A 14757-nucleotide genomic window follows, 5' to 3' on the forward strand; every position below is an offset into this window, starting at 1 on the left:
AAAGATTTGATTCACTTAGATATACTCCATCAGTAAAATTAAATACTACTTATGCTACCAGGAGCATCCCTATGCGCAAACTTTTTTTGACTTTTATGGCTCTGATTATTACAACAGGTACAGTTTTTGCCCAGATACCACCAGAAGCCGTAGATATTCCTACTGCCCAAGCAGAAATCGATGAATTGACCGCAGCCAATGAAGCAATGGTCGATGAAAATAGTCAATATGAATCAGAGAATATGGTTCTCCGTGATGAAATTGATGCAATGGAAGGTTTAAAACGAGATATTTTCGTGACACTAGGAAAAATTAGCAGTCAGGCTGGAGAATTGTATGCCATTATGCAGAATGTGAACGATGCGGATATGCGATCAAGATTGAATGCCCAGATTGTAACCAATAGGTCTCAGAGATATGCACTAGAGCAGAAGAGTCAGGAATTAGACGAGCTCATTGAACAGCATGAAGCAACTGTTGAAAAAAACATCCGTTATATCAATAGAAATATCCTTCAAACAAAGAAGAACAATACCCGCATCGCCCATTTAAATTCCAGCATTACCTACACTCAGGATGAGGGTGCCGGAATGGATGAATCCATTCAGAAATCTCAGTCAATCCAGAGTGAAGTTGACAATTTGTTGAATCAGAATCCAGCTCCCAGTGCTGCAAGATAGATTCATTATCATCCATTTTCAGAATGCCTGTTCTTTGAACAGGCTTTTTTTTAACCAACCCTTCTGGTGGTTTACTCACTCCTGACCGGTGAGTATAATAAGTCCATCTTTAAGGCTAAGGAAATGACCATGTCAGTGCGTGTTCGCTATGCTCCGTCACCCACCGGTTTACAGCACATCGGTGGAGTTAGAACGGCGCTTTTCAATTACTTTTTTGCCAAAGCCAATGGTGGCTCTTTTATACTTCGAATCGAAGATACAGATAGGGAACGATACAATGAAGATGCCCTTAAGGATCTTTATGATACTCTTAACTGGTTGAATATTCCCTGGGATGAAGGACCAGGTAAGGGTGATTTCGGCCCCTATCAACAATCTGAACGTTATAATCTCTACCAGGAATATGCTCAGAAGCTCTTGGACAATGGGAAGGCTTACTACTGTTTTTGCAGTGCCGAGCGTCTTGATGCCGTGAGAGAAGAGCAGAAAAAGAATAAATCCAGTAATCAGGGTTATGATAGACACTGCCGGGATATTGATCCTGCCGAAGCACTGGCCCGCAAAGAAGCCGGTGAATCCTGTGTTATCCGCTTGAAGGTTCCTCTGGAAGGTAAAACTACATTTCATGATGAAGTCATGGGGGATATTACCAGGAAAAACAGCGACGTCAGTCCGGATCCTGTCATCGTAAAGACAGATGGTTTTCCAACATATCATCTGGCTAATGTGATCGACGACCATCTGATGGAAATTACTCATATCATGAGAGCGCAGGAATGGATACCTTCCGGTCCGCTGCATATCATTCTGTATGAGGCGTTCGGGTGGACAGCTCCCAAATACTGTCACCTTCCACTTGTCATGGGAAAAGATGGATCTAAATTGTCAAAACGCCATGGTTCTACATCTCTAGTAGACTTTAGGAATGGTGGGTATCTCCCAGAAGCCATCATCAACTATATCTCTCTGCTGGGTTGGTCTTTTGATGATTCAAGAGAATTTTTTACGAAGGAAGACCTCGAGAAGCTTTTTTCCATGGAGAGAATCAAAAAGGCTCCCGCCGTTTTTGATTATAAAAAACTGGAGTGGTTCAACGGGCAGTACATCCGTAAAAGAAGCAAAGAATCTCTTCTTGAACTGCTGATTCCCATACTCCAGAAGGATCAGGTTGTTTCCGATCCCATGACTGCTGAAGAAACAGCTATTTTAGAAGGCGTATTACCCCTGGCTCAGGAGAGATTGAAGTTTACAACCGATGTGTCAGAAACGGTCAGATTCCTCTTTAGGGACATAGATGGTTATAACATTGATGATGCGTTGCCCAAAAAAATAGAACTGTCTCAGATTCCTGCAATTCTCGATGCAGCCTCAGAGCTTCTTGAAGGCTTTGAGAGCAGAACTCAGGAAGAAAATGAACAGGCTTTTTATAATAAATCTCAGGAAATGGGGTTGAAGATGGGTCAGATCATGCAGCCCGTCCGTGTAGCCGTCACTGGCAGTAAAATTTCTCCTCCCCTGTTTGAGTCTATAGGACTCCTTGGTGTGGAAAAAGCGATTCAAAGAATAAAGGCTCTAAAAGAGCAAATCACCAGGGCCCTCGGGACAGTTCAGTAATAACATCAGACCCGATATTCGGGTCTGTTAAATACCACCAAGATAAGGAAATTAATCATGGCCAAGGAAAAGAAATCTAATCAGCTCAGTAACAAGTACGGCGCATCTATGGAGAAAATTGTCTCTCTTGCTAAAAGAAGAGGTTTTGTATATCCCTCCAGCGAAATTTACGGGGGATTGTCTGCTACTTGGGATTATGGTCCGCTGGGTGTGGAATTGAAAAAAAATATACAGGAAATCTGGTGGCGTGAAATGACACGGCTTCAGGATAATATTGTTGGGCTGGATGCCGCAATCATGATGCACCCTAAAACATGGGAAGCCTCCGGGCATGTCGAGAATTTCTCAGACCCCCTTGTGGACTGTAAGCAGTGTAAAACACGATTTCGTGAGGATAAACTGTCTGCCGAAGTCATTGCCAGTAAAAAATGTCCCGAATGTGGGGGAGAACTGACAGAACCTCGTCAGTTCAACCTTATGTTCAGTACTCATTTGGGACCCGTTGCTGATTCTGGATCTATAGTCTATTTACGACCTGAAACAGCTCAGGGTATCTTTGTGAACTTTAAGAATGTTGTAGATACCAGCCGTGTGCAGATACCCTTTGGTATCGCCCAGATTGGAAAAGCCTTTAGAAATGAAATAACCACGAAGAATTTCATATTCAGAACCTGTGAGTTCGAACAGATGGAGATGCAGTTCTTTGTAAAACCCGGTACGGATGACAAATGGTTTGAATACTGGAAAGAACAGAGGATGAATTATTATGTGAATCAGCTGGGAGTTCTCCCAGAGAATCTTCATTTTCATCAGCATGGTCCCGATGAATTAGCTCACTATGCCAAGGACGCCTATGATGTGGAATATCACTATCCCTTTGGATGGGAAGAGCAGGAAGGTATCCATAATAGAACAGACTTTGACCTGGGACGTCATGGAGAGTATTGTGGAAAAGAGATCAATTATTTAGATCCACAAACAAACGAACGCTACATTCCCTACGTTATTGAAACCTCAGCTGGACTCACCAGATCCGTTCTGGTTTGCCTCATGGATGCCTACCATGAAGAAACTATCGGAGAAGATAAACAGGGAAAACCCGATGTCAGAACCGTTCTACACCTGCATCCTAATGTGGCGCCTATTAAGGCTGCTGTACTCCCCCTTGTGAAAAAGGACGGACTCGCCGATCTTGCCAAAGACATTCAGAAAGAATTGAATTTGGAATTCAATACTTTCTACGATCAGTCAGGTGCGATCGGCCGTCGTTATCGACGTCAGGATGAAGTTGGTACACCTTTCTGCATAACCGTGGATTATGACAGCAAGGACAATCATGATGTGACTATCCGCTTCCGTGATTCAATGGAGCAGATTCGTGTCCCCAGAGAAGGTCTGGCTGCACGCCTCAAAGACGAAATGAAGAAATACAAGAGAGTTTAATATGAATCAAGCACTTGCCACTCTAAAAGAGAGAGGCTTTTTCAAGCAATGTACAGACGAGGATTTACTGAATAAAAAACTGGATGAGGGACCGGTTAAAATTTATGTGGGGGTGGATCCTACGGGGCCATCTATGCATATCGGTCATACCATTCCTCTCTTTGCTATGCATCATCTTCAAGAAGCAGGACATAACCCCATTATCCTCGTAGGGGGAGGCACCGCTAGGATCGGAGATCCGTCGGGTAAAACCGATATGCGTAAAATGCTTACCATTGATCAGATCAAGGATAATGCAGAGAAACTGAAGAAGCAGATAGCCCAGTTTATTAAGTTTGATGATGGTTCCTCCAAGCTGGTAGACAATGCAGACTGGTTATCTTCTTTGAACTATATCGATTTTCTTCGAGATATTGGCCGTCATTTTTCAGTCAATAGAATGCTGACCTTTGAAGCCTATAAAAAGAGACTGGAAAAGGGGCTTTCTTTTATTGAGTTTAATTATCAACTCCTGCAATCCTATGACTTTCTGGAACTCTACCGCAGAGAGAACTGTATCCTCCAGATTGGAGGGGATGACCAATGGGGAAATATCGTAGCCGGTATGGAGCTCATCCGCCGCATGGAAGGTGGTGAAGCTCTTGGACTGACCTTTCCTCTGGTTACCCGTTCAGATGGCAAAAAAATGGGTAAAACTGAAAAAGGTGCTCTTTTTCTGGATCCCGAAATGACCTCTATTTATGACTTTTTCCAGTATTGGAGGAATGTAGCCGATGCAGATGTTGAAAAATTCCTACTTCTGTTTACTTTTCTTCCTGTAGATGAGTGTAAGCGCTTAGGATCTTACAAGGATCAGAAAATAAATGAAGCCAAGGAAATCCTAGCCTTTGAATTGACAAAAATTATTCATGGCGAGGAAGAGGCCACTAAGGCTTTAGAGGGGGCAAGGGCGGCCTTCAGCGCAGGTAAATCTCAGGATAAATCGGGAATGCCCACCGCCGATATATCTGCCTCAGAACTCGAACAGGGCATCAACATCCTTGATCTATATGTCACTTCCGGACTCAGTAGTTCCAAGAGTGAAGCCCGGCGTCTGGTCAGTCAGAATGGCGCGGCCGTCAATGGTGAAAAAGTAAGCGATGTAGATACTCTGATCAACTCTTCCTTCATCGTGGAAGAAGATGGAGAAAAAGAAGTGATCCTGAAGGCCGGAAAGAAACGATTTTTCAGATTTGTGGTCAAATAACTCTGTTTATGCTGCTACTACACCCGTCCCCGAGGACGGGTTTTTTATACCCTTTTTCAGGGGTTGGTATTTTCCATTGTTGCTTTTAAGTGTTTCAGGGCTGGTTTGAGGGGATGATCTTCATCAAGATATTGGGAATAACGCTGAACAAGCCTGGTCGCCTCTTCGTTGAAACCAAAACTAGAATAGATTCTTGCCAGTTCAAGAGGTATCACCACCTGTCTTTCCATTTCAGCCACTGCAGAAAGAAGAAGGGAGTATCCCTGCTGGACATCGTCTTCTAAGAATCGGCACTGTGCCATCTGATAGAGCAGCATAGGATCGTGAGATGATAGGGCAAGTGCGGTATCCAAAAGTGGGATAGCATCCGCTGTGCGTCCATTATGGATGAAGTAAGATGCCATACACTTCATACTGTCAATGTCCATCTCATCTTCTTTCTCCAGCTTCTTCCACAGTTCAACGGCCTTCTGATCATTCCCATTATAAAACAGACAGTTGGCGTAACTTCTCGTATTTTCATGAAAATCTGGATAATCAGAATAGATCTTGCTAAATACGGCTTCTGCTTCAGACAATGCTCCGTTGTAATAAGACTGCATGGCTTTGGCATAATCTGTATAGGTCTGTTTGTCTGGGGATTTTTGGCAAGAGAAGGATAAGCTGAGAATGAGGAGAGCCTGGAGGGTTCCAACAGAGAAATGCATATCCTCTTTAACAGAACTGTCTGCCTTGGAAATTCAGAGAGCAAACAAAGGAATCTGACTTAGGTCTTTTCTCCAAAATCAATGGTGAGAATCATGTCCTTGTGAAAAGATAAGCTGGCGTTTAAGCGGGTATAAAGATCGAGGGATCGGCTGAGTATTTTTTCTTTAGAAAGTTCCTGATTAGAACCCGTAAACAGATCCTCGAGGATCGGTGCCAGGATAAACCCTGCCATCTCTCGGCTTTCCCTGTTTAAAATGGCCTGATCTATTTGGTTCAGCTTCTCAAGATTTTCAGGTTCTATCCCCGTCTGTAGTACCTGTTCCGAAATCTTGACACCCTGTTTTGTGAGGTTTATGAGATCATCCAGTTCTTCCAGAAGCTTGTTGTAGGACTGGATGAGAAGGTCCTTGGGTACTTCGCATTGTATCAGGCGGATCTCTCCCAGAATCCTATCTATCTTATTTTCTCTGATTTCTGGAAGTGTCAGGAGATGATGGGGATCTTCCCAGTCCATTCCTTCCAGGGCTATGCCCCGGGGTGACAGCTGACTGGTTTTTATATTTTGATTCAATTTCATCTGTTCCTGGAACCAGTGGATATAAATCTTCATCCTCTGATCCGTGAGAACAGGTTCATCCCTATGATTTTTTCCTAAATAGGGGTTTCCCCCCATGAGAGCCAGCCAGCTTGAAGTCTCGACAGGAATTTTTCTATGGCTGAATCCATGTAATCTCTCTTCGAAAGTACTGCCTCTATAATGAGTCTCGCCGTCAGGAAATGAGAGATCAAGCCCGGCACAGTAGATCTTGGAGATCCCTGAAAACCGTAAAAAATCCCAGGCTGCCGTAGAAACAGAGCCCCCGGATTTGAGTTTCCCCTTGATTTCAGTTCTGGATTCAAAGAATTGTCCCAAAGGAAAGGGGGTGGAACAAAAAAAGATGGTTCCTTTAAAGGCTCTCAGTGGTGCCGGATATGTAGAGACATCACTGATCAAAATCGTGTGAGCCGTTATACAACGATCCAGGTGTCTTGAATTCCAGTACTGAGGATCTGTCAGAATCAAAAAATCCGGTTCAATACCCACTCTTAAGCAGGCTTTGAGGGCCGTATCTACACAGACCAGAAGAAAACGTTTTCTGATTTCTCCTAGAAGGGGTAGAACTTCTTCCAGTGTCGGACCAGCTGCCAGGAGTAGGGCTGGAACGCCTAAAAAACGGCCTTTCAAGGTCCGGATTCCGGGAACTTTTGACGTCATTGGAAGGTTTCTGCAAATATTACTGACCCATAAACGGCTGAATTTATCCAGAGTATTGGCATTAATTTCCTTCCTGGATAGGTATTCATTGACAATCTTCTCACAGCTTTCAAAATATTTGCGGTTGTTTTCAACGGCAGATCTGAGCATACAGATTTGAATATTTTTATGGGGCTTTCCATCCAGAAGAGCCGGGATGGAATCTGGAGATGCACCCAGGGCCAGTGAAAAGCCGGGGCTTTTGAAGATCTCTGTGAAATCTCTGAGGGTCAGTGCCGTTTTGAATAGAGTTACATCCGGTTCGACCACGGCAAAGGGTGTATTTCGGTGCTTTTTGATAAAAGATTCAAGATGGTAAGCCAGGCCAAACCCGTAAAAGAGACAGAATGGGCATGCTTCGGGAATACTCTTGAGGATGAGGCGCTCTGCCTCCCTAATGGGGGCGCGTGTGGAGTGAAGCCAGATTCCCCCCAGGCGGCGAAAACTTATCTGACCATCATTGGTCACAACAGTTTCTATCTCCTGAGCTACAGGAACATCCAGTTTTTTAAGAATAGAAGGAAAGAGAGACGAGAGTATTTCCAGATTTTTTTGGTAAAAGCTCATTTAAATTCCAAGAACATTTTGGTCGATTCATCGATGATCTCTCCTGCAGGTGGAAACTGAAAGACAACCCAACCTTCCCCTTTTATACTGACAGGAATGCTGCTTCCCTCAAGGGCTGCCATGACTTCTCGCTTGGATAAGCCTGAAAAGTCAGGAAGTTCTGTTCCTATTTCAATTTGTTGTGGTTTTGTGAGACGAATCTTTCCGTCATGGGTCAAAACAGTATTCCCCTGAATTGGTATCCCATAGTAGGGGGAGAGACTTTCGGCAAGTTCTTTAACGATGGGAGAGGCTATTCTACCCCCGTAAATGCTCTGTCCTTTGGGAAATTGCAGGATGACATATACAATAAGTTTTGGATCTTCTGTTGGAAACAGAGCTAGAACTGAAGACATATAATCTGTATCCGAATAGGTTCCTGTTTCCGGATTAATCCGCTGGGCAGTTCCCGATTTTCCTGAAATCCTCAACCCCGGTACCTGGGCTCTTCTGACCGTACCTTCCGGGGATGAGACAACCTGCTCCATCATAAGGAGAATGCTCTCTGCCACTTCCGGAGACAGCACCTCTCTGACGGCTTCTCTTTCGTATTCTTTTACAATCTCACCCGAAGGGGAGACGACTTTTTTGACTATTCTTGGTTTTAACAACTCTCCGCCGTTGGCAAAAACCGTTGCGGCCGTAATCATTTGCATGGCAGATACACCAATTTCCTGACCTATCGCCATGGTCGGTTTTGACCGGACAGACCATCTGGAAGGATCAGTGAGTATCCCATTGGATTCTCCCGGAAGAGGTATGCCTGTCTTGCCGCCAAACCCAAAGTTTTTAAGCATATTGTAATATTCTTTCTGTTCTACGGTGTCAGAGGCCAGGGCAGTTCCCACATTGCTTGAATGAATCAGGATATTCGTCGTATCCAGTACGCCATAATTCCCCAGATCTGTAATGGGAGGAATCTTATACTTCTGAAAAATTTCAGGATTATATCCACCTCTTGTATCAAACTGATCGTCAGGTCTGATGCCTCCAAGCTGCATAAAGCTGGCCAGAGAAAATATTTTCATGACCGATCCCGGTTCATAAGTGAGTGTAACAGGAAGATTATTTCTCTGAGCAGCTGTGTATTTTGAAAAATTATTGGGATCAAAGGAGGGGAGGGACACAAAACTGTAAAACTCCCCTGTTTCGGCACCCATGACGAGGATCATCAGCCCTTCGGGTTTATGCTCCTCCATGGCCCTATGGGCTATTTGTTCGGTTATATACTGAGTGTTGAGGTCTATGGTCAGAAAAATATCATTGCCATATAAAATTTCATCTTTGTTTGTACTGATTTCTGGAGGTGCCAGAACCTGGTTGAAAGTGTATTCAATTCCATCCAGGCCAATGTTGTCGGTTCCAACATAACCAACAATATGTGATGCCAGATCCTTTTCTGGATAACTGCGGCCCTGTTCCGGTTCCAGACGGATTCCAGGGAGTGATCCGGACTGGATCATTTCATTCACAAGCTTCGATTCTGTCGGAGATATTTGTCTTTTTATATAGAGAAATCCCTGACGGGAGGAATCATTAAATCGGTATAAAAGTTCCTCTTTGTCCAGTGATAGAGCATCCGCTAGGAGAGAGGCCGTTTTCTCACTGTCTTTGATTTCCGGTAGCCAGGCTGTGACGGAATCAAGTCTCGTCTGGATGGCCATGAGTTTTCCATTCCTGTCATAAATCTCTCCCCGCTGTAGCTCTGGAAATACTGGAGTATCCAGAGGATTATGAGGTGCGCTTACAAGCATGATTCTTGCATATTGAACCACAAGGATCATTGTGAAAGACAGAAGTATGATAAGAAATAAGCGGAAGCGCTTGTTTGTGGTATTCACCTGTGATTAATTCCACCAAAGACGTTTATAACTTTTCCCCTTATAGAATCCATTGAGATACAGCCATAATCCCTTGAGTCTACGGAATGATAGGGATTGTCACCCAGAACCAGAACTGTATTCTCTGGAACAATCTTAATATCACTCAGAAGATCCTTTTGTCTGGATGTAAGAAAATATCTTTCATCCCCAATGAGAAGCCAACCCGTTGAATCAATCAAAATTGGTTCTCCAGGTAGAAGTCTGCACCGTTTAACAACCAGTTTATGATCATAGGGATTCTTAAAGACTACTATATCTTCAACAGAAGGTTTTGTCATGTTTAGAAAAGGAATCCGGTAGGCAAATTTGCTCACCAATATGGTCTGACCATGATGAATTCCGGGTTCCATTGATATTTCCTGCACCTGCAGAATATCGAAACAGGAGAACCATAGAACAGCCGCTGCCATGACCGCGGCTGCTATCCCTCCGTAGTAAACAATAGTTTTGTGAATCATATCTCAACTTATATTAATATACCCCTCCTGTTTTGTCGATATATGCGAGTAGAGAATTATGATTGTGACAGCCAACAGGCAGGACATTGAAGTGTCCCAGCTGAAAAAAAAGAACCATAAAAGAACTCAGGCCTCATTTGAAGGATTTACACGACTTTCTACAGGAAAGAGTTCTGAATCCTCATTATTTACAGGGATCAGTCCCTTTATGACTGTATTCCTCTTTTCTCTGTGTTTTTTCTTTTTCATCCTTGGAACTGAGATTCCCTATAAGCATACTTTTTACTATGGCAATCTGCGGAACCTCAGTCTTCCAGGTGAAACTCTTCTCTCACAAGTCGAAATTAAAACCTTGAAGGCCGAGGCGGCTGTCACTCTTCCTTACATGGCTGATGAAAAAAATATGATCCTATGGGATGTACCGAATCGGAAATATAGAATGACTGATTCAGATAGGCTTTCTTCACTGAGTCAAAGATACTCAATCAGTATCAGTACAATCATCAGTTTTAATAAACTTGAAAACATTCGCCATGTTAGGGAAGGGGATCTCCTAATCCTGCCGGAAATTGATGGAATATTGTATACAGTCAAAAAAGGAGATTCGCTTGAGTCTCTGATAAAAGAGTATGATCTTGATAGGAGCCTTCTTGTGAGGTATAACCCATTCATCCCCTTGGAGAATGGGTTGTTAAGGGTAGAGACCGATCAGGAATTATTTCTGCCTCAAGTTTCGTTGGATGAAAATGAGATTAGAAGTAAAACAGGTCAGCTTTATGTTTTTCCTATCAAGGGTAGAATCCTAAAACCCTTTGGTGAATACAGAGATTCGGTGACCCAAATAGAAACATTTCATAACGGTATAGATATATTGGGAAATATCGGTGATCCCGTAAAAGCCTCTTTTGGTGGAACTGTTATCTCTGCCGGATTTAATAATTCCTATGGTAATTTTATAGTGCTGGACCACAGGAACGGATATAAAAGTCTCTATGCTCATTTGAGTGTTATTTCAGTACAAAGAAATGATAAAGTCTTACAGGGTGAAATGATAGGGGAGGTGGGCAAAACTGGTTATGCTCCAACTGCCCATCTTCATTTTTCCTTGTTTAAAGAGAAGAAAAGTGTTGATCCAATGGACTATCTACATTAGTATAAATTTGGTTCTTTCACCACTTATCCACAGGTTATCCACTTCAGGAGGTTCTTGTTCATGAGAAAATTGGTCTTCTTTATCATAGCCCTTATGGCTTTGTTTAATCTAATCAGAGCTTTTGCTACTTATAGCAATCAGACCATCCCTATGGAAACTATGGACGTTCTTCAGGAAGATCCTGAAAACTGATCCCCGTTAATTTAAAAAAGATTATTCATAGAAGTTTTGCGAGAGCATTTTTTTATATCTTAATATTTCTGTAATGACTACTTATTGGAGTGCAATCCTATCCGATTGCCTTCGGTGTCTACGATTTGAGCAAAAAATCCAAAATCTCCAATATCAGTTTTGGGCAGGAGTATTTTACCACCCTCTTTTTCGGCAAGTTTTAATTCATTTGAGATATCTTCACATGAAAAGTAAATAACGCTCCCGTCGGTAGTGGGTTTATTTTGTTCACTTGACTCCACTAAAGATCCTGATGATCCGACTCCTTCTGGATCACCAAAAATATACATTTTACTCCAAGGCATCTCTATCAATTGAGTTTTAAGATTAAAGACTTTCTTGTAAAATGCGTTTGCTCTTTCTATGTCTGTAGTGGGAATTTCAAACCAATGGACTGGATTCATCATATAATACTATCTCCTGAATTAATATAATTTTACTTATATTTTAACTTACTCACAGTCATATAGCAAAAGAAGATTCTTTTAAATGATGGAACCATAAAAAACCGCTGCGCTTTAAAAGCAGCAGCGGTTATTGCATTTCTGTAGAACCAACCTTGCGGCTATTTTAGGCTCCGTGACAGTTCTTGTACTTTTTCCCACTGCCGCAAGGACAGGGATCATTCCGTCCAACCTTTTCGGCAGTTCTTCTCACCTGCATATTTTGGGAATTTGCTTCGGCGCGCTCTCCGGATTTTCCCGGTGCAAAACTGTTTACACCATTATGGGATGCCTTGATGGGTTGCTGGTTTCTTTTGGGATAGGATTTGTCCGGTGCATTACGGACAATGACTCGGAAAATTTTCCTTGCCAGGGTTATCCGTATGTCATCCATCATCTGATCGAATATTTCAAACCCTTCGTTTTTATATTCAACCAAAGGATTTTTCTGTGCATAGGATCTGAGATATACGGCCTCTCTTAAGGAATCCAAATTTTCCAAATGCTCTTGCCAGCGGTTATCTAGGTGTTTCAGATACTCATAGCGGATAAACTGATTGAGCTGTGTTTCTCCAACCAGTTCTTTCTTATCTTTCAGATCCTTCTTAAGAAAATTCACAAGATTGGTCTGCCACTCTTCCAGAGAGAGAGACTTCCAATCAATATTCTCATCGGCGTTGAAATTAAAATTCTCTTTGAGACGGTCCATTAAGCGGGCTAGAGCTTCCTGTTCATCCTGTTTGACATCACTCTTGTAGTCTTCCAGGAGGATGGTCACAATCTCTTCACCGGTTTCTATGATTTTCTTTGTAAGGTCTGTTTCAGAAAGAATTTCATCTCTTTGCTGGTAAATAGAAGTTCTCTGCATACTGAGTACATCATCATAGTCCAGAAGATGTTTTCTGATTTCATAGTTGCGATCTTCCACACGTTTCTGGGCTTTTTCGAGAGACTTGTTCAGTAATGAGTGATGAAGAGGTTCATCTCCTTCCATGCCTAAACGGGCCATGGTTTTCTTGAAGCTCTCTCCGCCAAACAGGCGCATAAGATCATCATCGAGGGAAATATAGAATTGTGAAAATCCCGGGTCTCCCTGACGGCCGGATCGTCCTCTGAGCTGATTATCAATACGTCGGGATTCATGACGTTCTGATCCAATCACATACAAACCACCAAGCTGACGAACTTCTTCATTCTGAGCTCTCCAGGTCTTGTATTCCTTCTCAATCGCCTTTTTAATCTCTTCTTCTGTGGCATCGGAACCTGCGGCTCTGATCGCCCTGTATTCAGGGTTTCCACCTAGCTTGATATCCGTACCACGACCAGCCATGTTGGTGGCTATGGTGATGGAGTTTTTAGCTCCAGCTTCAGAAATGATCAGAGCTTCTCTGTGGTGATTTTTAGCATTGAGAATCTCAAACTTTACTCCTCTCTTTCTAAGAACGGAAGCCAGCTTTTCAGACTTATCAACTGATACTGTACCAACGAGAATGGGCTGACCAGTTTTATGAATCTTAATAATATCGTCACAGATTGCATTGAATTTATAGTCTTCATTGAGATAGATGATATCATCTTCATCGACTCGGTTTACGGGTCTGTTGGTGGGGATCACCACCACTTCAAGGCCATAAATCCGTCCAAATTCTCTGGCTTCTGTATCGGCCGTTCCGGTCATCCCTGATATTTTGTCATACATTCTAAAGAAGTTTTGAAAGGTTATACTTGCAAGGGTTCTGTTCTTCTTGGCAATTTTAATCCCTTCTTTGGCTTCTATGGCCTGGTGGAGACCATCAGAGTAACGACGACCAGAAAGAATTCTTCCTGTAAATTCATCGACTATCTGTACTTGACCTTCCTGAATGACGTAATCCACATCATTATGGAAAAGCTTGTGAGCCTTCATAGCCTGGGTAAAGTAATGGATATACTCGAAGTTTTCTTCATCAAAAAGGGAACCGGTGATATATTTGCGGCTGATGAGCAGTTCTTCAATCCTGTTCATACCTTCATCGGTAAAAACTACTTTCTTGCTTTTTTCATCCAGTTTATAATCGCCTTTAGGCTGTATTCCCGTGATAGGATCTTCTACTGGATAGTCTCCAGTTGCCGGATCTTTTTCACATTCAGTGAGGAACTTTACAAGTTGATTCACATTGAAAAATTTGCTTGTATCTTCTTGAACCGGGCCGGAAATAATCAGTGGGGTTCTGGCTTCGTCAATCAGGATGGAGTCGATTTCATCGATGATACAGAAGGGATGATTTTTTTGAGCCTTCTTATCCATGCTCCAGCGCATATTATCTCTTAGATAATCAAAACCGAATTCGTTGTTCGTTCCGAAAGTGATATCCTTGCTATATTCTATTTGCCTGGTTTCGGGATCCATGTCGGAAAGAATCACACCAACGCTGATGCCAAGGTAGTCATAAACCGGTTTCATCCAGGCTGCATCCCTTGAGGCGAGGTAGTCATTTACCGTGATGATATGAACACCCTTTCCCGCTAAAGCATTCAAGTAAGCAGCGGTTACACTGGACAGAGTTTTTCCCTCTCCAGTTTTCATTTCCATGATTTTTCCCTGATGGAGGACAATCCCCCCCAGGAGCTGAACATCGTAGGGACGTTCGCCCAGTGTTCTCCGTGCAGCTTCGCGAGCCAATGCAAACGCTTCGGGGAGAATCTCATCCAGAGACACTCCAGCGGCAATCTTCTCCTTGAATTGAAGAGTCTGTTCTTTAAACGCCTCTTCAGGAAGATTAATTGCCCACAGTTCTTTTGCATTGATTTTGTGAAGAGTAGGAAGCAGTTGTTTCAGATCTCTATCCTGTTTTGATCCTAGGATTCGAGCTATTATCTTATTTGCCATGGGACAAATGTACGGTTTTTATCAGGAGTCGTCAAGATTGACATTATAAAGTGTCAATTGTAGGATTAAACTGTTTTTATATCCCTAGCGGGAGAGGCCCTGGAGGACTAATCCGGGAATAGAGGAGTC

Annotated in this window: 12 protein-coding genes; 6 read left to right on the top strand and 6 right to left on the bottom strand. The window is 42.8% G+C overall.

Features of this window, described 5'->3' with window-relative positions; translation table 11 throughout:
• Positions 1–71: 71 nt before the first annotated feature.
• The 4 genes from EXM22_RS03845 (at position 72) to tyrS (ending at position 4983) form a co-directional block, all read left to right on the top strand.
• Positions 72–680: a hypothetical protein gene (locus EXM22_RS03845; protein WP_149485243.1), complete on the top strand. Its 609-nt coding sequence runs from the start codon at positions 72–74 to the stop codon at positions 678–680.
• Positions 681–809: 129 nt separating this feature from the next.
• A complete protein-coding gene (gene gltX, locus EXM22_RS03850) occupies positions 810–2294 on the top strand; it encodes a glutamate--tRNA ligase (RefSeq protein WP_149485244.1) in 1485 nt (494 codons plus the stop codon).
• Positions 2295–2351: 57 nt separating this feature from the next.
• Complete coding sequence (locus tag EXM22_RS03855) at positions 2352–3737, top strand: glycine--tRNA ligase (protein ID WP_149485245.1); 1386 nt, start codon at positions 2352–2354, stop codon at positions 3735–3737.
• A 1-nt stretch (position 3738) separates the two neighbouring features.
• Entirely contained in the window at positions 3739–4983 is a 1245-nt protein-coding gene (gene tyrS / locus EXM22_RS03860) for a tyrosine--tRNA ligase (RefSeq protein ID WP_149485246.1), read from the top strand.
• A gap of 56 nt (positions 4984–5039) precedes the next feature.
• Here the strand turns inward: tyrS and EXM22_RS03865 are convergent, their stop codons facing one another.
• Genes EXM22_RS03865 through lepB form a run of 4 tightly spaced genes read right to left on the bottom strand, consistent with a single transcriptional unit; the run spans position 5040 to position 9932 of the window.
• Positions 5040–5690, bottom strand: coding sequence for a tetratricopeptide repeat protein (locus EXM22_RS03865; RefSeq protein WP_149485247.1), 651 nt, complete (start codon positions 5688–5690; stop codon positions 5040–5042).
• Positions 5691–5749: 59 nt separating this feature from the next.
• On the bottom strand, positions 5750–7552 hold the full coding sequence (locus tag EXM22_RS03870; RefSeq protein ID WP_149485248.1) for a motility associated factor glycosyltransferase family protein: 1803 nt from the start codon (positions 7550–7552) through the stop codon (positions 5750–5752).
• Positions 7549–9432 carry a penicillin-binding protein gene (locus EXM22_RS03875; RefSeq protein ID WP_149485249.1) on the bottom strand — a complete coding sequence of 628 codons (1884 nt, stop codon included), beginning with the start codon at positions 9430–9432 and terminating at the stop codon, positions 7549–7551. Before EXM22_RS03875 ends, EXM22_RS03870 begins: the two co-directional genes overlap by 4 nt.
• Entirely contained in the window at positions 9429–9932 is a 504-nt protein-coding gene (gene lepB, locus EXM22_RS03880) for a signal peptidase I (RefSeq protein WP_149485250.1), read from the bottom strand. Before lepB ends, EXM22_RS03875 begins: the two co-directional genes overlap by 4 nt.
• A 58-nt stretch (positions 9933–9990) precedes the next feature.
• On the opposite strand from lepB, the gene EXM22_RS03885 reads away from it, so the two are divergent.
• The gene (locus EXM22_RS03885; RefSeq protein WP_149485251.1) at positions 9991–11085 is read left to right on the top strand and encodes a M23 family metallopeptidase; all 1095 of its coding nucleotides are present in this window, start codon (positions 9991–9993) and stop codon (positions 11083–11085) included.
• 60 nt (positions 11086–11145) lie between these two features.
• Positions 11146–11277: a hypothetical protein gene (locus EXM22_RS18480; RefSeq protein ID WP_281289928.1), complete on the top strand. Its 132-nt coding sequence runs from the start codon at positions 11146–11148 to the stop codon at positions 11275–11277.
• Positions 11278–11354: 77 nt separating this feature from the next.
• Here EXM22_RS18480 and EXM22_RS03890 read toward each other — a convergent pair whose 3' ends face one another.
• Together EXM22_RS03890 and secA are read right to left on the bottom strand one after the other, a co-directional pair.
• Positions 11355–11723, bottom strand: coding sequence for a VOC family protein (locus EXM22_RS03890; protein WP_149485252.1), 369 nt, complete (start codon positions 11721–11723; stop codon positions 11355–11357).
• Between the two features lie 163 nt (positions 11724–11886).
• On the bottom strand, positions 11887–14628 hold the full coding sequence (secA, locus tag EXM22_RS03895) for a preprotein translocase subunit SecA (protein ID WP_149485253.1): 2742 nt from the start codon (positions 14626–14628) through the stop codon (positions 11887–11889).
• Positions 14629–14757: the final 129 nt, after the last annotated feature.

It is taken from the genome of Oceanispirochaeta crateris (assembly GCF_008329965.1).
Classification (GTDB): domain Bacteria; phylum Spirochaetota; class Spirochaetia; order DSM-2461; family DSM-2461; genus Oceanispirochaeta; species Oceanispirochaeta crateris.